Origin of the sequence: Micromonospora sp. NPDC049801, assembly GCF_040656575.1 — a bacterium.
GTDB lineage: Bacteria > Actinomycetota > Actinomycetes > Mycobacteriales > Micromonosporaceae > Micromonospora.
On record NZ_JBFAMS010000004.1, the window covers coordinates 317,823 to 343,037 of the forward strand.

General features: G+C 72.2%; 17 protein-coding genes and 5 tRNA genes. 12 read left to right on the forward strand and 10 right to left on the reverse strand.

The window, feature by feature from the left end; all coding sequences use genetic code 11:
• Window positions 1-36: 36 nt before the first annotated feature.
• A complete protein-coding gene (locus AB0I89_RS09680; RefSeq protein ID WP_357122957.1) occupies window positions 37-2,961 on the reverse strand; it encodes a M36 family metallopeptidase in 2,925 nt (974 codons plus the stop codon).
• A 215-nt stretch (window positions 2,962-3,176) separates the two neighbouring features.
• Here AB0I89_RS09680 and AB0I89_RS09685 point away from each other — a divergent pair, with 215 nt between their 5' ends.
• Window positions 3,177-3,494, forward strand: coding sequence for a hypothetical protein (locus AB0I89_RS09685; protein WP_357122960.1), 318 nt, complete (start codon window positions 3,177-3,179; stop codon window positions 3,492-3,494).
• A gap of 48 nt (window positions 3,495-3,542) precedes the next feature.
• On the opposite strand, the gene AB0I89_RS09690 is transcribed toward AB0I89_RS09685, so the two are convergent.
• Both AB0I89_RS09690 and AB0I89_RS09695 read right to left on the reverse strand, forming a co-directional pair.
• On the reverse strand, window positions 3,543-4,124 hold the full coding sequence (locus tag AB0I89_RS09690; RefSeq protein WP_357122963.1) for a TIGR03086 family metal-binding protein: 582 nt from the start codon (window positions 4,122-4,124) through the stop codon (window positions 3,543-3,545).
• 73 nt (window positions 4,125-4,197) lie between these two features.
• The gene (locus AB0I89_RS09695; RefSeq protein ID WP_357122966.1) at window positions 4,198-4,800 is read right to left on the reverse strand and encodes a TetR/AcrR family transcriptional regulator; all 603 of its coding nucleotides are present in this window, start codon (window positions 4,798-4,800) and stop codon (window positions 4,198-4,200) included.
• A 389-nt stretch (window positions 4,801-5,189) separates the two neighbouring features.
• Here AB0I89_RS09695 and AB0I89_RS09700 point away from each other — a divergent pair.
• From AB0I89_RS09700 to AB0I89_RS09710, 3 genes are all read left to right on the forward strand, one after another.
• A tRNA-Gly gene (locus AB0I89_RS09700) sits at window positions 5,190-5,262 on the forward strand.
• Between the two features lie 34 nt (window positions 5,263-5,296).
• Window positions 5,297-5,367 (forward strand) — tRNA-Cys (locus tag AB0I89_RS09705).
• A 13-nt stretch (window positions 5,368-5,380) separates the two neighbouring features.
• Window positions 5,381-5,455, forward strand: a tRNA-Val gene (locus AB0I89_RS09710).
• Window positions 5,456-5,551: 96 nt separating this feature from the next.
• Here the strand turns inward: AB0I89_RS09710 and AB0I89_RS09715 are convergent.
• The 6 genes from AB0I89_RS09715 to AB0I89_RS09740 all read right to left on the reverse strand — a co-directional run bounded on the left by AB0I89_RS09715 (window position 5,552) and on the right by AB0I89_RS09740 (window position 14,302).
• Window positions 5,552-8,308 carry an FtsX-like permease family protein gene (locus tag AB0I89_RS09715; RefSeq protein ID WP_357122969.1) on the reverse strand — a complete coding sequence of 919 codons (2,757 nt, stop codon included), beginning with the start codon at window positions 8,306-8,308 and terminating at the stop codon, window positions 5,552-5,554.
• A complete protein-coding gene (locus AB0I89_RS09720; RefSeq protein WP_357122972.1) occupies window positions 8,305-11,475 on the reverse strand; it encodes an FtsX-like permease family protein in 3,171 nt (1,056 codons plus the stop codon). Before AB0I89_RS09720 ends, AB0I89_RS09715 begins: the two co-directional genes overlap by 4 nt.
• Window positions 11,476-11,482: 7 nt before the next feature.
• Entirely contained in the window at window positions 11,483-12,202 is a 720-nt protein-coding gene (locus AB0I89_RS09725; protein ID WP_357122975.1) for an ABC transporter ATP-binding protein, read from the reverse strand.
• Complete coding sequence (locus AB0I89_RS09730) at window positions 12,199-13,131, reverse strand: ABC transporter ATP-binding protein (protein ID WP_357122978.1); 933 nt, start codon at window positions 13,129-13,131, stop codon at window positions 12,199-12,201. Before AB0I89_RS09730 ends, AB0I89_RS09725 begins: the two co-directional genes overlap by 4 nt.
• Window positions 13,132-13,219: 88 nt before the next feature.
• Window positions 13,220-13,954, reverse strand: a complete 735-nt coding sequence (locus tag AB0I89_RS09735; RefSeq protein WP_357122981.1) for a GNAT family N-acetyltransferase — start codon at window positions 13,952-13,954, stop codon at window positions 13,220-13,222.
• A gap of 102 nt (window positions 13,955-14,056) precedes the next feature.
• Window positions 14,057-14,302 carry a DUF6458 family protein gene (locus AB0I89_RS09740; protein ID WP_357122984.1) on the reverse strand — a complete coding sequence of 82 codons (246 nt, stop codon included), beginning with the start codon at window positions 14,300-14,302 and terminating at the stop codon, window positions 14,057-14,059.
• 149 nt (window positions 14,303-14,451) lie between these two features.
• Between AB0I89_RS09740 and AB0I89_RS09745 the strand changes: the two genes are divergently transcribed.
• Window positions 14,452-14,524 (forward strand) — tRNA-Gly (locus AB0I89_RS09745).
• A gap of 47 nt (window positions 14,525-14,571) precedes the next feature.
• A tRNA-Val gene (locus AB0I89_RS09750) sits at window positions 14,572-14,646 on the forward strand.
• A 68-nt stretch (window positions 14,647-14,714) separates the two neighbouring features.
• Here the strand turns inward: AB0I89_RS09750 and AB0I89_RS09755 are convergent.
• A complete protein-coding gene (locus AB0I89_RS09755) occupies window positions 14,715-15,416 on the reverse strand; it encodes a helix-turn-helix domain-containing protein (protein ID WP_357122987.1) in 702 nt (233 codons plus the stop codon).
• 341 nt (window positions 15,417-15,757) lie between these two features.
• Between AB0I89_RS09755 and AB0I89_RS09760 the strand changes: the two genes are divergently transcribed.
• The 6 genes from AB0I89_RS09760 to AB0I89_RS09785 are packed head-to-tail and all read left to right on the forward strand — an operon-like array spanning window position 15,758 to window position 25,195.
• Complete coding sequence (locus AB0I89_RS09760; protein WP_357122990.1) at window positions 15,758-18,961, forward strand: sugar-binding protein; 3,204 nt, start codon at window positions 15,758-15,760, stop codon at window positions 18,959-18,961.
• Window positions 18,958-19,854 (forward strand): NAD(P)-dependent oxidoreductase, encoded by an 897-nt coding sequence (locus AB0I89_RS09765; protein ID WP_357122993.1) that lies wholly within the window; start codon window positions 18,958-18,960, stop codon window positions 19,852-19,854. Before AB0I89_RS09760 ends, AB0I89_RS09765 begins: the two co-directional genes overlap by 4 nt.
• Window positions 19,851-21,161, forward strand: coding sequence for an extracellular solute-binding protein (locus AB0I89_RS09770; protein ID WP_357122996.1), 1,311 nt, complete (start codon window positions 19,851-19,853; stop codon window positions 21,159-21,161). Before AB0I89_RS09765 ends, AB0I89_RS09770 begins: the two co-directional genes overlap by 4 nt.
• Before the next feature lie 6 nt (window positions 21,162-21,167).
• Window positions 21,168-22,115, forward strand: coding sequence for a sugar ABC transporter permease (locus AB0I89_RS09775; protein ID WP_357123000.1), 948 nt, complete (start codon window positions 21,168-21,170; stop codon window positions 22,113-22,115).
• A complete protein-coding gene (locus AB0I89_RS09780) occupies window positions 22,112-22,951 on the forward strand; it encodes a carbohydrate ABC transporter permease (protein ID WP_357123003.1) in 840 nt (279 codons plus the stop codon). The genes AB0I89_RS09775 and AB0I89_RS09780 overlap by 4 nt, the downstream gene beginning before the upstream one ends.
• Before the next feature lie 21 nt (window positions 22,952-22,972).
• Entirely contained in the window at window positions 22,973-25,195 is a 2,223-nt protein-coding gene (locus AB0I89_RS09785; RefSeq protein ID WP_357123006.1) for an FAD-dependent oxidoreductase, read from the forward strand.
• Window positions 25,196-25,215 lie beyond the last annotated feature (20 nt).

The following is a 25,215-nucleotide window of genomic DNA, read 5'->3' on the forward strand; positions in this document are numbered from 1 at the left end:
GTCGGGGCCGGCGGGGAACCGCCGGCCCCGACGGTGTCACTTCGCGAACGCCTGGAACTCGGCGATCCTGACCTGGGCACGGGACGGGCTGGCCGTGGCGCAGTCCGTCGTCGTGGCCGGGTCGTCGTCCTGCTCACCGGCGTACTGCGGTCCGCCGGTGCACTGGCTGGCCAGCACCTCCAGGCGCAGGTGGGTGGCGACGGTGGTCGGCACCGCGAACGTGCGCAGGTTGATGTCGCGGCTGTACGCCCGGTACGCCCCGCCGGGGAACGCGTCGGCCGCGCTGGTGTAGATGCGCCGCCAGCGCGCCGGGTCGGCGCAGTCGGTGGTGGTCGCGTCGCAGGCGGACACGGCGAACGAGCGCAGCGCGCTGAGCGCGTTCTGACTGCCGGTGTCCGCGTCCCCGACGATCGCGGGCCGCAGCATCGCGCTGACGTTCACGCGCTTGACCACCTGCGGGGCGTCACCGGCCAGCGCCACGGTGAGCTGCTTGCCGGCCACCCCGTCCAGCGAGGCCCAGTTCGTCGCCTCGGTGTCGTCGGCGACCCGGTCCAGGTTGACCCCGTCACCGCTGATCGTCGCGCCGGACGCCGTGGACGCGAGGTTGCGGCTCATCCGCAGGTCCACGTAGCCAGCCTTGCCGGCGTCGGCGACCACGCTGAGCCGCTGGTGCCCGAAGCCGGGCGCGACGGCCAGCAGGTCGTACGTGCCGGCGACCATCTCCACCGTGTCCGGGATCGGCGTCGCCGGGTCGGTGTCGGCGATCGGTACGGCCCGCGCCTCGTACGCCCCGACGTACACCCGGATCGGCGCGTCGGCGCTGTCCCCACGGGGGCGCAGGGTGAGCGTCGCGTTGCCGCCCCGTGGCGAGGCGAAGCTCGGCGTCGGGTCGGTGTCCGCGGCGCCGTTGGTGGCGGCGTCCCGGCCCATCCCGGAGCGGGCGAACTCGGCCCAGATCAGGTCCTGGTTCGCGCCACCGAAGCGCAGCAGGTCGGCGGTGAGCATGTTGTCCCGCATGTCCAGCATGCTGACCTGGCTGGCCGCCTGGAGCAGGAACGAGTCGAAGACCAGTTGCGACCAGCGCCGGTTGCCCGGGCACCGGTCGGCCGGAACGGTGCCCTGCGCGCACTCCCGCTGCCGCTGCGGGGTGCCCAGGCCGTACCGCTTGACCAGCGCGGCACGTACCCGATAGTTGGTCGCGCCCCAGATCTCCCCGTCGGCGTGCACGGCCGGGCCGGCGGTGTTGTAGCCGATGTCGGAGTAGTTCAGCGGGCTGCGGCTCAGGTCGTAGTTGCGGATGCCGCTGACCAGGTTGCCGGTGACGTAGCCGCCGGTGACGAAGGGCGTTTCGCCGGGAGCGCGCAGGCCGTTCTGGTAGAGGTACTCCGCGGCCATCAGGTCGCCCCACGACTCGCCCATCGCGCCGCCCTGGTGGCCGCTGATCCCGCTGTCCGGGCCGGCGATCATCCGGTTGGTGATGGCGTGGGTGTACTCGTGGCCGATCACCGTCATGTCGTAGTCGCCGTCCACGCACGGCGGGTACGGGCCACCGGCCTGCGGCTGCCACAGGTACATGTTGGTGGTCGGCGGCAGACCGTCGCGCGGGGTGCCCTGGTTGGCGTTGTTGCGGTTGCCGGTCAGCGCGCCCTGCTGGGCGCGGCCCTGCTCGGCGTCGCCGCCGAGTCCGGACGGGGTGAGGTTGACCGCCTGGAGGTTCCACGCCGACTCGGTGAAGCCGAGCTGGTACGCCCAGTCGTGCATGCGGTTGTGCATGACGAACAGGTTCGCGATCGCCGCGTCCGCGTCGTTGCGCTGGGTGGACGTGAACACCTCCGGGTTGCACCTCGCCTGGTGCCACTGGTCCGTGAACGGGTACTCGTAGCGGCGGTCCGGGCTGGGTGTGGCCGGCCCGACCGGGGTGTTGTTGCCCCAGGAGAGCACGGTGTTCGCCGAGTTGCCGCGCGAGGTGAAGGTGGGTGTGCCGGTCGCCGCGTCGACGTCCCACGGCTGCCCGGTGGCCGGGTCGCGGAACGCCGCCTGGCAGTCGGGGGCCGGGTCGCCGCACCAGCGGACCCGGGGGTCCTGGCCGGCGGCGAGGTCGCGGGGCGGGGTGGCCGGGAAGACCGCCCAGCTCGGGTTCTCCGAGTCGAAGTCGACAAGGTCCTCGCGGATCAGCACCTTGCCCGTGCTGCCGTCCACGTAGCTGGTGAACGCCGCCGGGTGGTCGGCGTCCGCGCCGATCATGGTCACCTCGTAGGCGGCCCGGGGTCCGTCCAGCGGGGTGGGCACGGCCACGGCCCGAACGGTGTGGTCGGCCACGGCCGTCGGGCTCAACCCGGCGTCGGCGAGCGCGTCGGCGTACGCCTGCTCGGCGGTGCGGGTCGCGGGCGCGGGCGCGCGGGTGTCCCGGGCCAGCGAGGAGTTGACGGCGAGCACCGAGCCGCCGCTGACCGCGAGCGTGACCAGACCGTCGTGACCGGCCGGCAGGTCACCGAAGCGTTGCCGCAGGGTCACCACCGCACCGCTGCCGATCGGCCGGACCAGCACCCGGTCCAGGTCGGCGACCGTCGCGGCGTCCATGCCGTACAGGTCGCGGTTGGCGGTCAGGTAGGCGCGCGCGGCGGCCTCCGGGTCCGCGGGCAGTCCGGTGGCGAGGGGGGTACGACCGGGGCCGAGCGCCTGGGGGGTGCCGAGCCGGTTCCACCGCGCGTCGGGGTCCGCCGCGCGGGCCAGCCCGCGCTGCCGAGCGTCGGGTGCCGCCGTACCGGTGCGGTTGTCGAGGTCGGCGGGCTGGTGCCCCTCGGCGAACGGCCCGGACGTGCGCTCGGCGGGAGCGGCGGCGGGTGCGGCGTTGCTCGTGCCGGTGGGTAGCAGCGCGGCGAGGGTCGCCGTCGTCGCCAGGACGGCGATGAGCCGGCGTCGACGCCGGCTCATCGGGGGTGACCACTCCGGTTGTGGCACGGGACCTCCTTGTGGGAGCGGGATGGCCGGCGGCCGCCGACCGACGATGCGCGGTGACGCATGCGCATCTGTGGATATCAGTCGGCCGAGGAAGCGGCAAGGGTCCCGGGATGGTCGGCGCGCCGAATGATCGCCTGGCGGGACCGGCGCAAACCCCTCTGGCGCTGTGGGGGAGCGCCGGCGGCGCCGGGGCGTGCCGGCTCACCCCGGTCGTCGTGTTCGGTCTGATCCCGGTGATCGACCTGCTCATCGGCGACGACCGGCGCAACCCTCCCGAGGAGGCGGAGCCCCGGCTGGCCGCCGACGGCTACTACCGCTGGCTGACCTACCTCTACCTTTCGGCGCAGTACGCCGTGCTCTACGGCCCGGCGGTGCTGCCGTTCCTGGCGCTGCAGGCGGTGGTCGGCTGCTCCCTGCTGGAGGTTGTCAACTACCTGGAGCACTACGGGCCGGCCCGGCAGCGCGCCGCAACCGGGCGCTGGCCAACACCGGACCCCGATGGTGACGGCTCAGTCGCCGGACCCCGGCGGTGACGGCTCAGCCGCCCGGCGGTGACGGCTCAGCCGCCCGGCGGTGACGGCTCAGTCGCCGGGCGCCCAGTCGGGGTCGCGGCCGAAGGCGGCCAGCAGGTGATCCTGCTCGTCGGCGTCGGCGGGCACCCGCGCCGCGTCCCGGACCAGCTTGTCGCGTCGGTAGTCGTCGACCCGGCCGGCGAACCACTGGGCGCACACGTGCACCGCGTCCGGGTCGAACCGTGGGTCGGCGCCGATCGCCACCGCCAGGTCCCAGCCGTGGATCAGGTGTTCGGCGAGGAGCTGTTGGACGTACTCGGCGGCCGGGGTCGGGCCGGCCGACAGGTGCACGGTGCGGTCGATCGTGCCGGGGTGGGTGACGGCGATCTCGGCCTGCGCGGCCGCCTCCCGGGCTGTCCGGAGCGGGTCGGCGCCGAGCTGGTCCCCGTCGAAGCGGTCGCCGACCTCGTCGATGGTGCGACCGGCGAGCAGGGGGACGCTCCACCGGTCCTCGCCGACCACGTGGTTGACCAGGGTCCGGACGTCCCAGTCGGAGCAGGGTGTCTCCTCCGACCACTGATCGGGCCCGATCTGGTCCACCCGCTCGACAAACTCGGCCAGGCTCCGGCGGTACGCCTCCAGCAGATCCATGCCGTCGATTGTTCCGTTCGGCACGCCGGCCCGAGCCGTTTTGCCCGGCCTGGCGTATGGCGCGGTCGGCCGCTCAGTCCAGGTCGGTCGGGTCCAGACCCAGCTCGCGGGCGGTGACCAGGCGCACCCACTCCCCGAACTGTCGCCGGGAGATGACCCGGTCGTGCACCGCGAGCTGCACGGCGAGGCCGTCCATCACCGCGCTGATCCGCCAGGCCGCCCCGTCCGGATCGGCGCACTGGAAGGTGCCGTCGGCGACTCCGGTGGAGATCACGGCGGCGAGATCCTGTCGCCACCGTAGGTCGAGCCGGCGGGACACCTTCTCCAGCTCGGGGGTGCGCAGCGACTCGGACCAGCCGTCGATCCACATCGACCAGGAGGTCGCCCGGCCGGCGGGGGTGTACAGCTTGAGGATCCGGCGGAGCTTCGTCAGCGGTGGCGCGGAGGAGCGGGTGACCGCGTCCAGGCGGGCCAGATCCTGCTCGACGGCGTACGCGAAGGCCTGCGCGAGCAGCCGCTCCTTGGTGGCAAAGTGGTAGAACACCAGTGCCTGGCTCACCCCGGCGGCCTGCGCCACGTCGGCGGTTCGTGTGTTGGACAGACCCCGCTCCACGATCACGTCGCAGGCCGTGCGCAGCAGGGCATCCAGGCGGATCTCGGCCGCACGTCTCGTCACGACCGTTACCGTAGCCCATCGACCCGAACACGAACAGTTACCGCTACCGTCCGATTCGTGGGGTAAGAGTCGGAAGTTGGACACTTGCCGAGGGGTGCCGTGGCTCGTTCTCCTGATCGAGTTCGGCGAGGTGGGCGGCGTGCCGTCGGAGTGCTCCGCTGGCTGTTCGCCGCGCCGGCACCCGCCGTCGGATGATGCCGGAGTGTGACGGTCGAGGGTCAATTGAGACATCAGGTCAGCTGACTAGGAAGCCCGCCTGCAGTGGTGGCCATCTCCCCGTTCGGCGTCGGACCGGGCGGGATGGGACGCGCCGACACGGACCCCGATTTGGCAGTCGTTCGCCGGCTCGGCTAAAGTTCTCATCCGTCACCCGGGAAAGCCGGGGGCGTGCGGACGTAGCGCAGCTGGTAGCGCATCACCTTGCCAAGGTGAGGGTCGCGGGTTCGAATCCCGTCGTCCGCTCGGAGCTGCCGCCACGCATGACGGGGGCAACCTCGGTGGGGTGGCCGAGAGGCGAGGCAACGGCCTGCAAAGCCGTGTACGCGGGTTCAAATCCCGTCCCCACCTCGGCAAGGAGCACGGGCGATTGGCGCAGTGGGAGCGCGCTTCCTTGACACGGAAGAGGTCACTGGTTCAAACCCAGTATCGCCCACCAGTTGTACGACGTGATCGTTGAGGCCCGTCACCGGATCCGGTGACGGGCCTCAACGCTGTTCCAAGAGAACTGGCCGCCCGCCGTCACGAAACAGACCTACTCGCCGGCGCGGAGCACCTCGCTCAACCGGTCGCGCCGTCGCAGCGCCGACTCGACGGGTACGACGGTGGCGGCCGCCGCCAGCAGCGCCGTGCCCAGCAGGGCGAGCAGCCACCACGGCAGGATCGCCGCCGGGTCGTCGGCCTGGCCGGTGAGCAGCCGCAGGTCGAGAGGGCCGAGCGTCGCGCGTGCGAGCAGGGCCCCGAGGAGCGGGCCGCACACCGCGACGACGGCGACCGGGGGCAGCAGCTCTCCGGCGGCCACCCAGCGGGCGTCGCGTGGCCGCAGCCCGAGGGTCCGCAGCCGGGTCAGGGTCTGCCATCGTTCGGACGCCCCCGCGGCGGCGGCGAGCGCCAGGCCGAGGAGCCCCAGCGCCAGCAGCACCGCGGCGGCGGCCCACGCCAGCCGTAGGAGCCCCGCGGTCAGCGGAGCCGCTCGCTGCGTCCGCAGGACGTCGGCGCGCGACACGACATCGCCGGCGACGCCGCTGTTCGACACCGCCCGCGCCGCGCCGGGACCGGTCACCCAGACCGTGTTTGGAACGGCGGGCAGGCCGGCGTCGGCGAGAGCCGCGGCGTCCACGAGCACGACGTCGTCGGCGCCGCCGACCGAGGGCGCGGTACCGACCACGGTGAGGTGGATGGCCGGGGCGTCGGCCCGGGGTAGCTGCAACCGCGTGCCGGCCGGCAGTTCGCCGTCGCTCGATCGGACCAGCGCGGGGACCTCTCCGGGGCCGGGACCGGGCGTCGTGAGCCGGGCCAGCGCGGGCGCGTCGGGCAGCGGGGTGGTGGCCAACAGGCGCTGGAACGCTTCGGCGTCCACGATGACCAGGCGCGGGGCGAACGGTGTCGAGTCCGTGAAGACGCGCGCCGAGTCGGTGACCTGCGCGACGACGACCTGGCCGACCCCCGGAGCGGCGGCGATCCGTTCGGCGATGGCGGGCGTGCCGGCCTTGGCGTCCGCGGCGACGTCGAGGCGGGCGTCGGCGCCGACAATGCTCCACGCGCCGTCGGCGAGGCCCCGGGTGACGGTGGAGCCGAGGATGAGCGCGAACGACGCGAGCGCCGTGGCGCTCACCAGCACCAGTAGCGGCAGCGTGCGCCCTGCCGTCGTGACCGCCCGGGCGGCACCGAAGACGGCCAGCGGGCGGCGCGAGCGCAGGGCCTGGCGGAGCGCGAACCGCGCGCCCAGCGGGAGCAGTCGGATCAGGACGAGCGCGCCGACGAGCGCGCCCAGTGCGACGGCGCTGACCGGCAGGATCACGTCCCCGGTCACCTCGCCGGTGTCGCCGTCGGAGGTGACCGGCAGGAGCCCGCGCTGGTGCAGTGTGACGAGGGCGGCGACCGCGGCGATCAGGACAGCGGCCTCCACGACGGCGCGGCGCAGCTGCCCGGTCGCCCGCAACCAGCGCCGAGCGGACGGGTTGGCGGGCTGACGCCGGTCCCGGCTGGCGCGGCCGGCGGCGAGGGTGCCGAACGCCGGCCCGGCGACGGCGCCGGCCAGGACCACGGGAATGGCCCAACTCCACGAGACGCCCGGCGCCACCACGCGGGCGAGCGCGAGCCCGACCGCGGCGGCCGACAGGGACACCACTGTGGACTCGAGGGCCAGTTCCGCGCCGAGGTCGGGTAACGCCGCCCCACGCTGCCGGGCGGTGCTCAGCGCCAGGGTTCGGCGGCGGACCAGCAGGTCGGCGGCGAGCAGCAGGACCAGGACCGTGGCGGTCAGCACGCCGGTGAGCAGCACGGCCGCCTGCGCCCGTACGGCGCTGACCCGGGCGCGGGTCGCGCGCAGGGTGGCGTCGAGCTGCGACTCCCACTTCAGGGAGTCGTCGCGGGCGCCTGACGAGCCGGAAGCCGCCTTGAGCGTGACCACCTGGTTGACCAGGGTCGCGCTGGTGGCCCAGGTGAGCGCGTCGGGGTCGGGGGCGAAGTGGACGGCGCGCCGCAGTTGGTCCTGGTCGACGGCGAGCCGGGCGTCCGGCAGCGAGTCGCGCGACAGCAGACCGGCGAACCGGGTGATCCCCACGCCGTCCGCGCCGGGCACGGGGCGCAGGAGCGCCGGGGCGAGTCGCCAGGCGGGGTCGGCGGTGTCCGTGGGTCGGTAGATCCCGCTGATCCGCAGGTCCTTGTCGCGCCCCCGGCTGTCCTTGGCCGGGATCCGGTCGCCGGGGCCGACATCGAGTGCGGCGGCGTCCGCCTCGGAGATGCCGACCTGCACCGGCCAGGGCGGTCCCTGGTAGGGGACTTCGACGAACCCGTCGGGGACGGCCCCGGCGGGCGCGTTTCCGGCGATCCAGGTCACCTGCGGGCCGCCGGCGTCACCGGCCAGGTAGGTGAACTGGAAGGTACGTGGCGCGGTGCCGTCGGTGATGCTCAGGACCGGGCCGTCGACGACGGCGATGGGCGGGAGCAGCGCGGCGTCCAGGTCGGGCCCGAGCGCGTACGTCGCCCGGACGCGGAGGTCGTCGACCTCCTTGGCGAGGCCTTCCATCCGCACCCGCCCACCCGTCGGACCGTCGTCGCGTTCCCAGTCGGCGTGTGCGAGGACGTTCGCGTCGTCACTGCCGCGGCGGACGCTGTCCTGGACGGTGTCGTCGGCGGCCGCGCCGAGCAGCGCCGGCACGGCCCCGGCGAGCAGCGCGACAGCCGCGATGACGGCTGCGGAGAGCAGCAGCGGGCCGGCGTCGGCCCGGCTCCGGCCGCGGACGCTGGGCCAGTGCGGCGCCGGGAACCGGCGGGTCAACCGCTTCACGGCGCCACCCGCAGGTGCGCGGCGTCGGCCCGGCGTACCTGGATGCCGACCACGATGGCGACGGCCAGCAGACATCCGGCCAGCAGTACCGCGAGCAGCGTGGCCTCGGCCGGCCACGGCCAGTGTGGCTGGGCGGCCGGGACGGGCGCGGCGCCGGTGTCGGAGCGTACGAGCAGGGGAGCGACGAGGCGGGTGGCGAGCGCGCCGACGGCCGCGCCCGCCGCGAGCAGCGGCAGCAGAACGCCGGCGTGCTGGCCGAGCAGCACGGCCCGGATGCCGCGCCGGGACATCCCCAGGCCGCGCAACCGCGCCACCTCGACGGCCCGGAGCTGCAGGTCGCAGGTCACGTGCAGGACGACGCCGGCGAGCAGCAGCAGGGCCGCGGCCGGTACGACGAGCCGGAGCGCGCCCGGCAGCCCGGCGCGCAGCGGGCCGCCGAGGAGTCGGGCGGTCTCCACCTCGCGGGTCGTGACGGTGCCCAGGTGCAGGGCGGTGGCCCGCTCGGCGGCGCCGGGGCCGGCCGGGTGACCGACCCACCAGGCGTCGACCGGGAACGTGAGGTCACCGGCGAGCACGCGCGCGCGGGACAGCGCGTCCAGGTCGGCCAGGACGGCGACGGCCCCGGGGGCGGACGGTACGGCCGGTACGACCTCGGAGACGACGACCGGGACGGGCGTGGTGCCGACCGTGACGCTGAGCTTGCTGCCGGGGTGGACGCCGACCTCGCTGGCGAAGCGGGCGGAGACGGCGACCGGCACCTCGCCGGGGTCCGGGAAGGCGCTGGCGACGAGGGTCCGGGCGGCGTCGTCGGCGCCGTCGAGCTCGACGGTCGCGGCCATCCGCAGCGCGGTTCCGGTCGGGGTGGGGGACAGCCGGACGTTCAGGTCGCTCAGCTTGCTCGGTACCGGTGGGGCGGACGTGGCGGTCCAGTCCGATCCGTCGGTGGACGCCGCCTCCGGCACGGTCAGCGTGACGGCTACGGCCACTCCTCCGGCGGCCACGGGTTCGTCGCCGAAGTCGACGGCGACCGGTAGGGCGACCGCGACGAGGCGCAGCCCGTCGGCCGTCGCGCAGGCGGGTAGCCGCACCTCGCGGCCGTCGAGCGGTACGGCGGGACCGGTGCAGGACGTGCGCAGACCGGTGACGTCCTGCAGCAGCAGCCGGGGTGCCACGACGAGCGGGGCGTCGCCGGCCGCCGTTCCGCTGAGTACGAGCGGTGCGCCGGCCGGGACGGCGAGACCGGTGACCCGGGTTGGTGGTGCCAGCGCGGCACCCACGTGCGCCCATTCGCGGTCGCTGTCCAGCGGCCCGCGCAGCAGCGCGTCGGCGCGGGTGGTGTCCACGGCGACCAGGCGTGGCGCTTCGCCGGAGGTCCCGAGCCACTGACCGACGGCGATACCACGGTCGAGGACCGGACTCACCGCCCCCGCGGTGGCCGCGCTGACGAGCGCGCCATCGCCGGCCGAGGGCGACGTGCTGAGGGTGAGCGCCAGGTCGGTGCCGACCGAGAGCGCGGCCTGGTCGCGCTGCGACTGGTGCCAGGTGGCGTCGAAGGCCAGGCCGAAGGTTCCGGCCGCGCAGGCCAGCCCGACGAGCAGGCCGGCGGCGACCGCCTGGGGCCGGCGGGCGCTCTCGGCTACCGCCAGCGGAAGCGCCAGCCCGCGGGCGCGGTAGGCCAGGCGGTCGGCGCCGCGCAGGGCGGGCAGCACCACCCGGAGCGCCAGGGCGGCGCCAGCGGTGAGCAGCAGCGCCGGAGCGAGCACCCGGACCGCGTCGGCGCGCGGGCTGGCGGCGGTGGGCTGCGCGTACAGCTGCCACCATCCGACGGCGGCGAACACCGCGAGCAGCAGGTCGGCGCCGGAGCGGGCCAGCAGCTCGCGGCGGGTGCGCCGCTCGCCGGCCGCCGGGACGGGACGGATCGCCAGGACGGTGAGGACGGCGGCGAGCATCAGCGTGCCCCCGGCGACCGCGAGCACCTGGACGCCGGTGATGGCCGGCCGGACGGTCAGGCCGGCGTCGTCCAGTGGCGGCAGGTGGGTCAGGCCGGCGTGCAGGGCCGACGAGGCCGGTATCGCGAGCGCGATGGCGACGGCCGCGACGAGCCCGCCCTCGAGGGTCGCGGTGGCGGCGAGTTGACGACGGCTGGCGCCCAGGGCGGAGCGCAGGGCGGTCTCGTCGGCGCGGATGCCGGCGGTCAGGCGGCCGGCGAGCACGAGCGCCGTCGCGGCCAGGACACCGCCGAGGACGGCGATCGCGAGCACGACGGCGGCGGTCACGTGCCGTTGGTCGTCGGCCGACCGCAGGGTCAGCGACAGGTCGGTGGCGACGCGGGCCAGCTGGACGCGGTCGCCGAGGGCGCCGGCCAGCCGTCGGTCGGCACTGTCGACGGCCCCGGCCAAGGTCTCCAGGTCCCGGCGGTTGGCGTGGCTCAGGTCCGGATGGGCGGTGACCTCCAGGCGGTCGACGGTGGCGCCGGTGGTGACCAGGTCGGCGAGGTCGACGAGGAACGGGCCGTAGGCGTTTACCGGTTGCAGGAAGCGACCGTCCCGGTAGCCGGTGGCGGACCCGGCCGCGGCCAGCGGGTCGCGGTCCCAACCGCGCCCGGACAGCGGGCGTACGACACCGACGACGGTCACGTCGATGGCCGGGACGGGCGGGTGGGCCAGCTCGGCGCCGAGGTGCACCCGGCTACCGGGAGCGAGGCCGAGCAGGTGGGCGGTGGACTCCAGGAGCACCGCGTCGCCGGGGCGCTGTGGCCAGTGTCCGGTGACCAGCTCGGCCCGGGTCGGCAGGTCGTCGAGCCCCGACAGGTACGCCTGTGGGCCGACGGTGGTGCCCGGGGCGAGCGCGGGCGGTAGTGCCCGCAGCACCGTCGACGCCCGCGCGGTGGTGGTCAGCGGGAACGGCGCCAGCGCGGAGGTCACCCCGGCGCGGGTGTCGGCGAGGACGGACGACGCGTCGGGGCCATCGACGGAACCGGTGTAGACGGTCGCGTCGACGGCGGCGGGTTCGGCGCGGGCCAGGGCGACCTCCAGGGCCCGCTCGGCGGTGCGGGTGACCAGCAGCGCGCAGGTGCCCAGCAGGGTCGCGCCGATCGTGACGACCCCGAGGAGGGCCGCGAGTAACGGCCACTGCGCGCGGGCGCGTCGGCGGACGAGCCTCAGCATCGTCGTGTCACCGGCCGTCCGACACGGGCTCGTACGCCTGCTCGGCCGCCTGTTCGTCGAGGTGCCCGTCGTGGATCCGGATCACCCGGTCGGCCAGGGCCATCATCACCGCGTCGTGGGTCGACACGAGCACGGTGACGCCCTCGGACTCCGCCACCCCGCGCAGCAGGGCCATCACCGACAGGCCCGTCTCGGCGTCCAGTTGGCCGGTGGGCTCGTCGGCGAGCAGGAGCCGGGGCGAGGCGGCCAGCGCGCGGGCGATCGCCACCCGTTGCTGCTGGCCGCCGGACATCTCGGCCGGCCGTTGCTGGGCGTGGTCGGCCAGGCCGACCAGTTCCAGCAGCAACTCGACCCGCCGCTCGCGCTCGGCCGGGGCGACGCGGGCCAGCCGTAGCGGCGCGGCGACGTTCTCCACGGCCGACAGCACGGGGATCAACCCGAAGTTCTGGAAGACGTACGACACCTTCTCGCGCCGCAGCCGGGACAGGCCGTCCTCGTCCAGCGTGGTGACGTCGGTGCCGTCGACGTGCACGGTGCCGGCGTCCGGGCGGTCCAGGCCGCCGATGACGTTGAGCAGGGTGGTCTTGCCCGAGCCGGACCGGCCGACGAGCGCCACCATGGAACCGGCGGCGACCTCGAACGACACGCCGCGCAGGGCGTGCACGACGGTCGGTCCGGCGCGGAAGCTTCGGTGCACGTCCCGAACCCGCAGCAGCGGCTCGCTCATTCGCCGCTACGCGAGTCGGAGCGGATCGTGATGTGGTCGGGTTCCAGGGCCAGCCGGACCCGTCGGGTCAGCGCCAGCGCCTGGCGGAATTCGCGGGGCACCTGGACCCGCCCGGCCCGGTCCATCACGGCGTACTCCTCGGCGGTCATGTGGGTGTCGCCCTCCGCGTTGGTGGTGGTGCGGCGCAGCACCTCGCTGCTGGTGCGACCGTCGCGGATCGCGACGGTCCGTTCGACCTGGCCGCTGACCTCCGGGTCATGGGTGACCACGACGACGGTGACGCCGTAGCGCCGGTTGACATCGCGTAGTACGCCGAAGACCTCGGCGGACGTGGCGGCGTCCAACTCGCCGGTCGGCTCGTCGGCGAGCAGGACCCGTGGCTGGTTGGCCAGGGCCACCGCGATCGCCACCCGCATCTGCTGCCCACCGGAGAGTTGGCCGGGGCGGCGGTCGGCGCAGTCGGCGACGCCGAGGCTGTCCAGCAGTTCGGCCGCGCGCTCCTGCCGCTCCTTCTTCGCGGTGCGGGCCGCCGTCATCGGCAGGTCCACCATCTCCCGCGCGGTCAGGTACGGGATGAGGTTGCTCGCCGTCTGTTGCCGGACGAACCCGACGGTGTGCCGCCGGTACTCCACCCGGTCCGCGCGGGACATCGCCAGCAGGTTCCACGTGTCGACCCGGACCCGTCCGGCGGTGGGGGCGTCGATGCCGGCCAGGATCGACAGCAGCGTCGACTTGCCCGATCCGGAGGCGCCGACCACGGCGACCAGCTCACCGCTCTCCACGGCCAGGTCCAGGCCCTGGAGTGCCTGCACCTCGACCGAACCGGTCTGGTAGATCCGTACCAGGTTCTCGCAGACGATGAGCGCGTCCCGACCGAACTCGGGTGCCCGCGCGGACGGCTGCGGCAGGGACAGCGGTGTGGTGGACATTCCCAGCAGTCTCGCAACCGGCGGCCTCGTTGACCATGCCCCTCGTGCGGTTATTTCGGGTTTGGCACGAGGAGCCGCCGTCGACCGGTCAGAAGGTCAACAGCCGGAACTCGCCCACCGGCCGGAAGCCGAGGCGGCGGTAGATTCCCTCGCCGACGGGGGACGAGGTGAGGGCCGCCGTGTGGGCGCCCCGCTCCCGGGCCAGGTCGAGCGCGGCCCGGGTCATGGCGGTGCCGATGCCCTGCCGGCGCTGCTCGGGCTGGGTGCCCACGAAGTAGAGGGTGACCAGACCGTGGCTGAGCCAGGCGACAGCCGTGCCGACGATTCGGCCGTCGGGGAGGCGACCTGCCAGCCGGATCACCGTGCCGTCGCCACTGAACGCCTTCTCCCGTTCGATCGTCGCCGGGACACCCTCGGCCGGGATGCCGGACACCCGGGCGTAGGCCGTGACGAAGGCGTCGAGGTCGTCGGTCTCGGTGATGTGCACGCCGGTGGCCGTCGGGGCCCCGGCCGCCGTGGTGAGCGCCCTCGTCATGATCGGCATGCGGGCGACCTCGGTCGCGCCGAGGGCGACCAGACCGTCGGCGGTGCCGACGTCGCTGTCCGGCCCGACCCACCAGATTCGGGGTACGCCCCGCAGGCGTCGCCGGGCCTCGACGAGCGCCTCGCCGGGCGTCGGCCCGGCCACCCGCAGCACCCCGTTGAGGGTGGCGTGCGGCACGTCACTGCGGTAGGTCGGCAGGTCCGGGCCACCGCCCGCGCCGATGTTCCAACCGAGCAGGTACGACCGGTGGGCGGCCAGCACCGTGTCGAGGGACTCCATGAGCGCGATCGTAACGCGGGCGCGTGCCGGGCCTGGCCAGCGGAAACGGAAACGGGCCGGCACCCTCGCGAGGAGGTCGCCGGCCCGTTTCATCCGAGCCCTTCACAGCGGCGGGGCGATGTCCCGCCGCTCCTCGACCCGGCGGTACTCGACCGGCTGCTCGGTGGTGGTCACGACCGCGCCACGGCGGCGCTGGAAGATCAACGCCGTCATGATCAGACCGAGGACGCCGGCGCCCATCAGGATCCAGCCGACCACGTCGAGGTTGATGCCGCCGACGCTCGCGTCGAGGGCGAAGGTGAGAATCGCGCCGAGCGCGATCAGGAAGATGCTGGTGCCGATACCCACGACAGCCTCCTTAGGGGGTGTGGTGTGCTGTCGAGGTTCATCAGTACCCCGCCGTCGAGCAGCGCAATCGCGGTCGCCCGAGGGCCCCGCGCCGGCCGATCTTGGCATCGGGTAGAGTTCGCTCCGTTGCCGGCGGTAGCCGGGGACGTGCGGACGTAGCGCAGCTGGTAGCGCATCACCTTGCCAAGGTGAGGGTCGCGGGTTCGAATCCCGTCGTCCGCTCGCGATCCGTCTCGACGGGCCTGACCGCCGGGTTGAGCGGGCACCATGGGCGATTGGCGCAGTGGGAGCGCGCTTCCCTGACACGGAAGAGGTCACTGGTTCAAACCCAGTATCGCCCACCATCTCTTTGAGCACGTCAGCTCGCCCGTTATCGGATCTCCGGTAACGGGCGTCTTGCTTCTGCTGCGCCTCAGCCCTTCTTGTCTATCTTCTCCGCCGCGTGGCGCAGCGCGCTGACGAGTTCAGGTAGGTGCGCGTCGGGAAAACGGCCGGACATGCCGATCGCGGCGTACGGTGCCGAGCCGACGGTGACGGCGACGGTGCGTTCGGTCTTGCCGGAGCGCAGGGCGAAACCGGCTTCGCGGATCTCCGCAAGATCGGCGAGGACCTGCTCGACCGGTATCTCGTTCGCGCTGGTCGCCCACATGGCGCGGACGTTCTCGTCGTCCTGGTCGGCCAGGAGGGCCATCCCGAGCCCGGACCGGGCGACCGGGAACAGGCCGATCCGGCCGAGGGCCGTGCTGGTGTCCATGCCCGGGTCGGCGTGGTAGAGGTACGACATCTGGTCGCGCCAGAGCACACCCATGGCCACGGTGTGACCGTGGACGTGCAGCTCGCCGAGGGGCCCGAGCGCCCGGCGGATCAGGCCGGACCCGAAGAGGCTCTGCGCGGCCAGGGCATGGATTCCCGGGCCGGGACGATAGCGGCGCCGCTCGTCCTGTTCGATCAGCCGGATGTGCGCGAGGGTCTTGAGCAGCCGGTTCGCCCGTGACGGCTCCAGCCCGAGTCGTCGTGCGACCTCGCGTGAGCCGAGGGCCTCAGCGGAGCTGGCCAGCAACTGCAGGCAGTCGAGCCCATCCTGGAGCGACTTGTTCGGCTGAGACGGCAGCATGTTGCATTTATAGCATCACTCTGAGCGCCGACGCTACGGGATCGTGTCGCGTAAGTTTCGACGGAGTGTCTTGACGGTGCTATTACTGCACCATTACGCTCGCCGCACTTGACCAACGATCCCGCCTGGTCGCCGCAGTCGACCCTGCTAGAGCAGGCGCGATGAGTGCTGCCCGGGTCGGTTTCTCACATCACGGGGTGGGTCCCGGCGGGTTGCCGCCATGGACGGAAAGGCGCCACATGCTGCGAACCGTGGCGAGCCGGTCGGCTCGCCACGCGCCCAAGTCACGGGACGACGATTCGCCAACGAGCGGACCGTGGCTGAGCCGAGAGGTGACGAACTTGACACGACCCTCGAACGTGCGCCGCCACAGGTGGCGCACGCACGTCGCGGCCGGACTGGCCGTTCTCATCGGTCTACCCATGATCGGCGTCGCGCCGCCAGCGTTCGCCGACGCCGCCGCGGCCTCCGCGGTGCTCTCGGCGCCTCCACAGTGGAACGGCATGGCCGGCAATCCCGGCGACGCCTCCGGCCAGATCTCCGCGGCGGCCACCGAGCGGGGCGGTCGCCCCTGCTGGACCACCACGCAGACGCCGATCACCAATGACTTCCTGTACTTCCGGGTCGACGCCGCCCGACAGCCGGCCACCACCGGGTACGCGTTCGTCAAGGTCAGCTACTTCGACGCCGGCCCCGGACACTTCACGATCCAGTACGACGGCACGGGGCAGAACCGGGCCGGCGACGCCGTCCCGCTGACCGGCGGGAACGTCTGGCGTTCCTACGTCTTCCAGTTGCCCGACGCCGAGTTCAAGGGCGATCTGCCGTCCGGCGCCGACTTCCGCATCGCCTCGTGGGACAGCCGGCTCGGGCGGTCGGCCACCGACCTGTGCGTCTCCGACGTCTCGGTCAGCTTCAGCACCGCCGAGGCGGTGCGCATCACCGCGACGAACCTGGTCTTCAGCGGATCCGAGCCGCGGACCATCCCGGTGACCTCCAGCGCGGCCAGCGTGAGCTGGTCGGTCGCCGACGAGCAGGGGGTGCCGGCGGCCAGCGGCACGGCCGCGGTGTCCGGTGGCGCCGCGACGGTCAACCTCGCCACGGTCAAGCCCGGCTACTACACCCTCGGCGTCACGGCCGAGGTGGGCGGACTCCCGGTCACCCGGTACACACCGGTGGCGCTGCTGGACGCGCTTCCCGCCGACGCCCGCAGGCCCGGGGCGCCATGGGGAGTCGGGACCCACTTCTCGCAGAGCGACCCGGCCAGTCTCATTCCCACGATGGCGAAGGTCGGTTACACCCACGTCCGCGACGCCCTGTCCTGGCAGCACGTGGAGAAGACCGCCGGCACCTACACCATGCCCACCTACGGCGCACCGTTCCTCAACGGGCTGGCCGCCAACGGCATGGAGCCGCTGCTGGTCGCGGCGTTCGCCAATCCGCTCTACGACGGCGGGAAGACGCCGAGCACGCCGGAGGGCCACGCCGCCTTAGCCGCCTACGCCTCGGCGATGCTCACCCTCTCCGGTACCAACAAGGTCGAGGTGTACAACGAGTTCGACGGGGGCTTCAACAACGGCCTGTGCGGTCGTACCCCGCAGTGCTACCTGCCTCTGTTGCAGGCGACCTACGCCAAGGTGAAGGCCGACCACCCGCAGGCCGAGGTCGTCGCGCCGGCCGGCGGCGGACCCACGTGGTGGGAGGAGCTGTTCCAGATCGGCGGCCTGCAGTACATGGACCGCTTCAGCGCGCACCTCTACGGCTTCCCGGCCCCGCCGGAGGTCCGCGGCGTGACCCTGATCCCGACGTTCAAGGACCTGATCCGCCGTTACAACAACGGTCGCGACATGCCGATCGACATCACCGAGAACGGATACCCGACCCACACCAACGGTGGCGTCACCGAACTGCAGCAGGGCGACTACCTGGTCCGCACGGCGAGCCTGGCCGTGGCGAACGGGGCCAGCCGCTACTACTGGTACGACTTCCTCAACGACGGCACGACCGCGTCGAACCAGGAGTACAACTTCGGCGTGATGCGCCGTCCCGGGTACCTCGGGATGAACGCCTACGCCCCGAAGCCGGCGCTGGTCACGCAGTCGGTGCTGATCCGCCAGCTCGCCGGTCTTGATTTCCGTGCCGCCGACAACCTGGGCTCGGGTGTCTACTCGTACGAGTTCGCCGGCGGGGCCGGCAAGACGCCGGTCCGGGTGATGTGGGCGACCACACCGACGCAGGTGGAGCTGAGCACCACCACCCCCGTCACGGTCACCAACGCCTACGGCCGGTCGAACACCCTGGAACCCCTACAGGGCAAGGTGACGCTGGACCTGACCGAGCACCCGGTCTTCACCAGGGGCAAGCCGACGGCCCTCGCGGTGAGCAACCCGAAGGTCTACTCCGTCTCGGTTCCGGACACGGTCGCGGTCGGCGACGACATCCCGGTGACGCTGAAGGTGGACCGGACCCACGGTGGTGGAGGCACGTGGACCAACTTCCAGATCGAGGACAGCACCTACCCGGTGTACGCGCCGGCCGGGCAGGTGGGGACGAAGACCGTCACCGTTCCCGGCAGCACGGTGAAGGGTCCGCGAACGGTACACGTGCGGGCCGGGTCCGGCGGATCGGCGTCGATGGTGCTGCGCGACGACGCGATGATCACCGATCCGGTCGTGGCGACCGTCGATCCGATCGTGACGTCGGTCGGGCCGCTCGGCGGGTCGCTGCGGGTGAAGATCACCAACAACAAGTCGGCCACGGCCCTGGACGTCGCACAGATCGCGTGGACGGTGGGGACGCAGAGCGGCACGGTCACCGGCGTCGCCCCGGTACCGCCGAACTCGGTCACCTCGGTCGACATACCGGTCGCGGGGATCGTCCCGTGGAAGTCCTACGACATGTCGGTGCGCGTCGACACGACACAGTTGGGCGCGTTCCGTGCCGGTGGGACCGTCGGCTTCAACCCGATCGAGGCCGACGGACAGAACACGGTCGTACCCGTGAATCTGGCGGCCGACGGCGCGGTCGACTACCGGCGGGTTCCCTACGGCGGCACGTCGGACCTGTCGGGCACGGTCAAGCTCACCCGCACCGCGGACGCCCTCTGGTTGACGGCCGAAGTGACCGACAACGTCCACGCCCAGACGAAGACGGCCGGCAGCATGTGGGACGGCGACTCCATCCAACTGGCGGTCAGCCCCGACCTTCCGGGGCGGTCGACCGCCCGCGTCGAGATCGGCGCGGCGCTGCTGGGCACCGGTCCGGCCGTGTACACCTTCACGCCGCCAGCCGGCGGCGTGGCCGGGGCGACGCCGGGCGCGACGGCGGCGATCGTCCGGAACGGGACCACCACCTCCTACCGCGTGTCGGTGCCCTGGTCCGCACTCGGGCTCAGCGGTCCGCCCACCGCACCGGTCGCCCTGTCCTTCGTGGTCAACGATGACGACGACGGCATCGGCCGGGCCGGCTGGATCCAGTGGGGCGGCGGCATCGTCCTGGCCAAGAACACCGCGGAGTTCCGGCCGGTGCAGGTGATGGCGCCGTGAGCGGGCCCCGGCGGGTCCTGGTCACCGGTGCGGCCGGACGGTTGGGCCGGGCGGCCCTGACGCTGCTCGCCGACCGACTCATCCCCACCACCGGTCTCGACCTGCACGACCCGGGCGACACCCGGGCGGGCCGGATGGTGACCGGATCCGCCGGGGACCCGATCGTGGTACGCGACGCCCTCGCGGAGGTCGACGCCGTCTTCCACTGCGCGGCCATCCCCGCGCCCACCCTGGGCACACCGCACGAGGTGTTCACCACCAACACCCAGGCGACGTTCACCGTGCTGGAGGAGGCGGCTCAGCGGGGCGTCCGCCGGGCCGTCATCGCCAGCAGCCTGTCGGTGACCGGTCTGCCCTGGTCGCCGCACCCGCAGACACCGGCCTACCTGCCCATCGACGAGGATCTGCCGCTGCAGGTGGCCGACCCGTACGCGCTGTCGAAGCAGACCGACGAGGCGATCGGCGCCATGATGGCCCGCCGGCACGGGATGGCCGTCGTCGCCCTGCGCCTGCCGCTGCTCGGCGGTCCCGGCGATCAGTTCGAGAAGTACGCCCGCAACTACGTCGAACACCCGTCGTGGGGGGCCAACGAACTGTGGGCGTACCTGGACACCCGCGACGCCGCCCGCGCCGGCCTGTTGGCCCTCACCGCCCCCGTGACCGGATTCCACGCGGTGTTCGTCGCCGCGCCGGACACCCTGAGCGCCACCGATACGGAGGCGCTGCTGGACGAACACCTACCGGGGGTGCCCCGGCGGACGCGACTGACCGGCCGGAGCGTCGCCATCGACACCGGCCGAGCCGCGCGGCTGCTCGGCTTCACCCCCGAGCACCGCTATCCACTGTCCCCACCCGGACAGCCACCATTCTCAGCTCAGGAAGTGACGCCATGACACGTACGATCAGCCGCCGGCGCCTGCTCGCCGGCGCGGCCGGACTGGGTTCCGCCGCCCTCCTCGCGGCCTGCGGCAAGGACGACTCCGGTGACGCCGGCACGGTGACCCTCAACGTCTGGGGCGGAGTGCCTGCGGAGAACGGCCCCGACGCCCTGTTCGCCGCGTTCACCGCGAAGCACCCGAACATCAAGGTCAAGTACACCCGTTTCGTCAACGACGATCAGGGCAACCTCAAGCTCGACACCGCGCTGCAGGGCGGTCTCGACATCGACGTGGTCGTGTCGTACGCGCGCTCGGCCCTGGCCAAGCGCGTCGAGGCGGGTCTGCTCACCGACCTCACCGACCGGCTCTCCGGTGACCCGGTGTTGAAGGCCTTCGCCCCCGGCGCGAATCCGGCCAGCAACTACTTCTTCGACGGTAAGGCGTACTCCGCTCCGGCCAGCCGCAGCGTGGAGACGGTGCTGGCGAACAAGAGCCTGCTCGACAGGGCCGGCGTCACCATCCCGGCGGACTGGACGACCGCCGACTTCCGGGCGATCGCGAAGCAGCTCTCCGGCAACGGCGTGTACGGGTGTCTCATCCCGCCGGACCTTGCCCGCCAGCAGCTCGGCCCGGACTTCACCTACAAGCCCGGCGGCCGCGAGTCCAACTTCGACCACCCGGCGTTCCGGGAGAACTTCCAGCTCCGGCTGGACATGATGGCCGAGAAGTCCGCCGTCCCGATGACCGAGATCGTCGCGCAGAAGTGGGACGCGTTCGCCCAGACCCCGTTCCTCACGGGGAAGGTCGCGATGTGGATCTCCCAGCCGTTCGTCCTGCGCTATATCAAGGACACCAAGGAGTATCCGCACGACTTCAAGACCGTTCTGCTGCCGATGCCGGCGCCGCAGAAGGGCGCGCAGTTCTGGAACACCGGTGCCTACGGCGACAACGTGGCCATCACCAAGAAGTCCAAGCACCAGGACGCCGCCTTCACGCTCCTGCAGTTCTGGCTCGGCGAAGGCGCGGCACACATGGTGCCCGGCGGCCGGCTCCCGTCGCTGCCCGGGGGCGACACCGCCAAACTGGCCGCCGATCTGGGCGGACCCGACGCCGCGAAGCTGTTCGACGAGCAGTCGCTGGTCACCAACCTGCTGACCTCGGACGCGCGGATTCCCGTGGACGCCATCCAGACGGCGCACGCGGAGATCTCCACGATCATGAACGGGCTCAACCAGCGGGTCCTGCTCGGGAACATCAGCATCGACCAGTGGGCCCGGACCGCCAGGGAACAGTGCGACGCCGCGATCAAAAAGGCGGCCTAGAGACACATGCAGACTCTGGTTGGGTCGGCCCGGTCACCGGTACCGCCCGTCGTACGGGAGAAGAAGCGCCGGCCCGCCGGGGTCCGTTCCTGGTTGCCGTGGTTGTTCATCGCTCCCAATCTCATCGGACTGATCGCCTTCACCCTCGGTCCGATGCTGGCCGGGCTGGGCATCGCGTTCACGCGTTGGAACGTGCTGTCCGGCCTGGGCGGGATCGAGTGGGTGGGCCTGGACAACTTCACGGAGCTGTTCGCCGACCCCAAGTTCTGGAAAGCCCTGGGCCGCACGGTGTTCTTCGCCGGCCTCGGCGTTCCGCTGTCGATCGCGTTCGGCCTGCTGCTCGCGCTGGCCCTCAACCGACCGCTGGTCGGCCGGGCCGCGCTGCGGGTCGTGTTCTTCGTACCCAGCATGGTCAACACGGTCGCCATCGGTATGGTCTGGCTGCTCGTGCTCAACCCCAGCGCCGGGCTGCTCAACCAGGCCCTGCGGTTCCTGGGTCTGTCCGAGCCGCCGACCTGGCTGGTGTCCGAGGACTGGGCTCTGCCGGCGCTCGTGCTCATCCAGGTGTGGGCCGGCATGGGCTACCAAGCGGTGATCTACCTGGCCGCTCTCCAGGAGCTGCCCCAGGACCTGCACGAGGCGGCGATGATCGACGGCGCCGGCGCGTGGCGTCGGTTCCGCACCATCACGTGGCCGAGCCTCATGCCGACCACCGTCTTCCTGGCGATCACGTCGTTCATCGGCACGTCACAGGGGTTCGGGTTGATCGCCTTCCTGACCGGCGGCGGCCCGGGGGAGTCCACCACCGTGCTCGCCTACTACATGTACCAGTCCGGATTCCAGGCCTACAAGTTCGGCTACGCCGCAGCGATCGGCGTCGTCACGTTCGCCGCGGTACTGCTGCTGACGCTGGTGCTGTGGCGGTTCCAGAAGGGACGGGGGCTCTACACATGACCCGCAGCCGTACTGACCGGACCCTGCGCACCTGGTTGCTGAGCGTCGTCATGTGGGCGATCGCCGTGCTCTTCGCCCTCCCGCTGTTGTGGATGATCTCGGCTTCGCTCAAACGCAACATCGACGTGTTCACGCTTCCGGTGACGTGGATTCCCGACCCGGTTCGGTGGGTCAACTACGCGGACGTGTGGGCCGGCGACCCACCCCTGCTGCGTTACTTCGCCAACTCCCTGATCGTGGCGACCGTCGCCGTCGCCGGCGAGCTGTTCACGTCCTCCCTGGCCGGGTACGCCTTCGCCCGCATGCGGTTCAAAGGTCGCGACCGCCTCTTCCTGCTCTACATCGCGACCTCGATCGTGCCGACCCAGTTGCTGCTCGTGCCCCGGTTCATGTTCTTCCAGGCCGTCGGCCTGTACGACACCCTGTGGGCGCTGATCCTGCCGAGCATGTTCACCGTCTTCGGCACCTTCCTGATGCGCCAGCACTTCTCCGCCGTACCCGGGGAACTGGCCGAGGCCGCACGCATCGACGGCGCCGGCGAGTGGTCGATCTACTGGCGCATCTACCTGCCGATGGCGAAGCCCGTCCTCGCCGCACTGGCGATTCTCGGCTTCGTCTGGTCGTGGAACAGCTACGAGACGCCGCTGATCATGCTCTCCACCGACGAGAACTACACGCTCCCCGTCGGCCTGACCCGTTTCGTCGACGGCGACGGCGGCCTCGCCGGTGGGCTGTCGATGGCCGCGGCCACCTCCTCGGTCGTACCGATGATCATCGTGTTCCTCGTGTTCCAGCGCCAGTTCCTGTCCGCACTGAGCCGCACGGGGCTCAAGTGACACCGACGGAGGCTCATCACCATGCGTGTTGAACACGCCGGACACGACATCACCGTGGTGGGCGGTGGTCTGGCGGGTGTGTGCGCGGCCATCGCCGCCGCCCGCCTCGGCCGGACGGTCGCGCTGATCAACAACCGGCCGGTGCTGGGCGGCAACTCCAGCAGCGAGGTGCGGGTCTGGGTGGTCGGGGCCACGAGCCACGGCGACAACCACTACGCCCGCGAAGGCGGGATCATGGGTGAGCTGTTCGTGGAGAACCAGTACCGCAACCCGCAGGGCAACCCGTACCTGTGGGACACGGTCGTGCTCGACGCCGTACGGGCGGAACCGAACATCTCGCTGTATCTCAACACCGACGTCCGCGACGTCGAGGCGGACGGGCCGCCCGAGGCGCGGCAGATCCACACCGTCACCGGATGGATGATGGGCTCGGAACGGCTCATCCACTTCTCGTCGCCGATCTTCCTCGACTGCACCGGCGACGGACTGGTCGGACACCTGGCCGGCGCCGAGTACCGCATCGGCCGCGAGGCCAGCGGCGAGTACGGCGAACCCTGGGCGCCCGCCGAGGCCGACGACATCACCCTCGGCAGCACCCTGCTCTTCTACACCAAGGACGCCGGTGAGCCGGTCACCTACGTGGCGCCGTCGTTCGCCAAGGACATCACGCAGACCAGCATCCCGCAGCGACGCATCATCCGGGCCGGTGACAACGGCACCGCGTACTGGTGGATCGAGTACGGCGGGGAGCTGGACACCGTCCACGACAACGACGTCATCCGGGACGAACTGTGGTCGGTCATCTACGGCATCTGGGACCACATCAAGAACTCGGGCCGGTTCGACGCGGACACGATGACCCTGGAATGGGTCGGGGCCGTCCCCGGCAAGCGGGAGTACCGCAGGTTCATCGGCGACTACGTGCTGACCCAGCACGACATCATGGGCCAGAAGGAGTTCCCCGACCAGATCGCCTTCGGCGGTTGGTCCATCGACATGCATCCCCCGCAGGGCATGTACGCGACGGAGGCCGCCTCCAAACACCTGCACCCGGACGGCGTCTACCCCATCCCCTACCGGTGCCTGTACTCGGTGAACACCACCAACCTGCTGTTCGCCGGACGCAACGTGTCGGCCAGCCACATCGCGTTCGGGTCGACCCGGGTGATGGCCACCTGCGCGACGCTGGGCCAGGCGGCGGGAACCGCCGCCGCCCTGTGTCTCGACGGAAAGGTGGTCCCACGCGAACTCGACGCGGGTCACCTCCAGCAGACCCTGTTGCGCTCCGACGCGTCGCTCATCGGCGTGGCCGCGGCCGACCCCACCGATCAGGCCCGCACGGCGCTGGTGACGGCGTCCTCGACGCTGGACCGGATCGACGTGGCCGGACCGGGTGCCCAGTGGCCGCTGACCGCCGACGCCGGCATCGTGCTGCCGGTCGATCCCGCCCTGGTAGGGCCGGAACTCCTCGTCGACGCGGCCGAGGCCACGACGCTCGTGGTGGACCTCTACGATCCCGGCCCCGGCCAGAACTACGTACCGGGAACGCTTGTCGACACCGCGCGGGTCCCGGTCGCCGCGGGCGTCCGGCAATGGGTCCGCCTCCCGCTGCAGTGGACGCCGCCCACCGCGCGCAACGCCTTCCTGCGGGTACGGGCCAACCCCGCCGTGACCCTGCACGTCGCGGACACGACCGTCCCCGGCGTCCTGTCCCTGTCCCACGTACCGCCGAAGACGGACCGGGACGAGCGGCAGCCGGTGCTCGAGTGGAAGAGCGCGGCCCTGCGCCGGCGGACCTTCTGCCTGCGCACCGGTCCGACGGCGGCCTACTCCGCCGACAAGGTGGTCGACGGGTACCTGCGCCCCTTCGCGGGACCGCACCTGTGGATGTCGCGGCCCCTCGCCACGGACGGTGCGCCGTGGTTGCAACTGACCTGGGCGGAGCCGGTGACGGTGAGCCGGGTCGAGGTCATCGCCAACGACGACGTCAACGAGGACCTGATCAACCTGCCCCACCACCGGATGCCGTTCACGCTCATGCCGACGCTCGTGCGCGACTACCGGATCGAGGCCCGCGCCGCCGGGACCGGTTGGCAGCCGCTCGTGTCGGTGGCCGACAACCGGCAGCGGCGCCGCACGCACAGTCTCGCGGCCCCGATCGTGACCGACCGGATCAGGGTTGTCGTCACCGCCACCAACGGCACCGGTTCGGCCCAGCTGATCGCCGTGCGGGCCTACGCCTGACGGTCCGCCGTCGCCGTCCA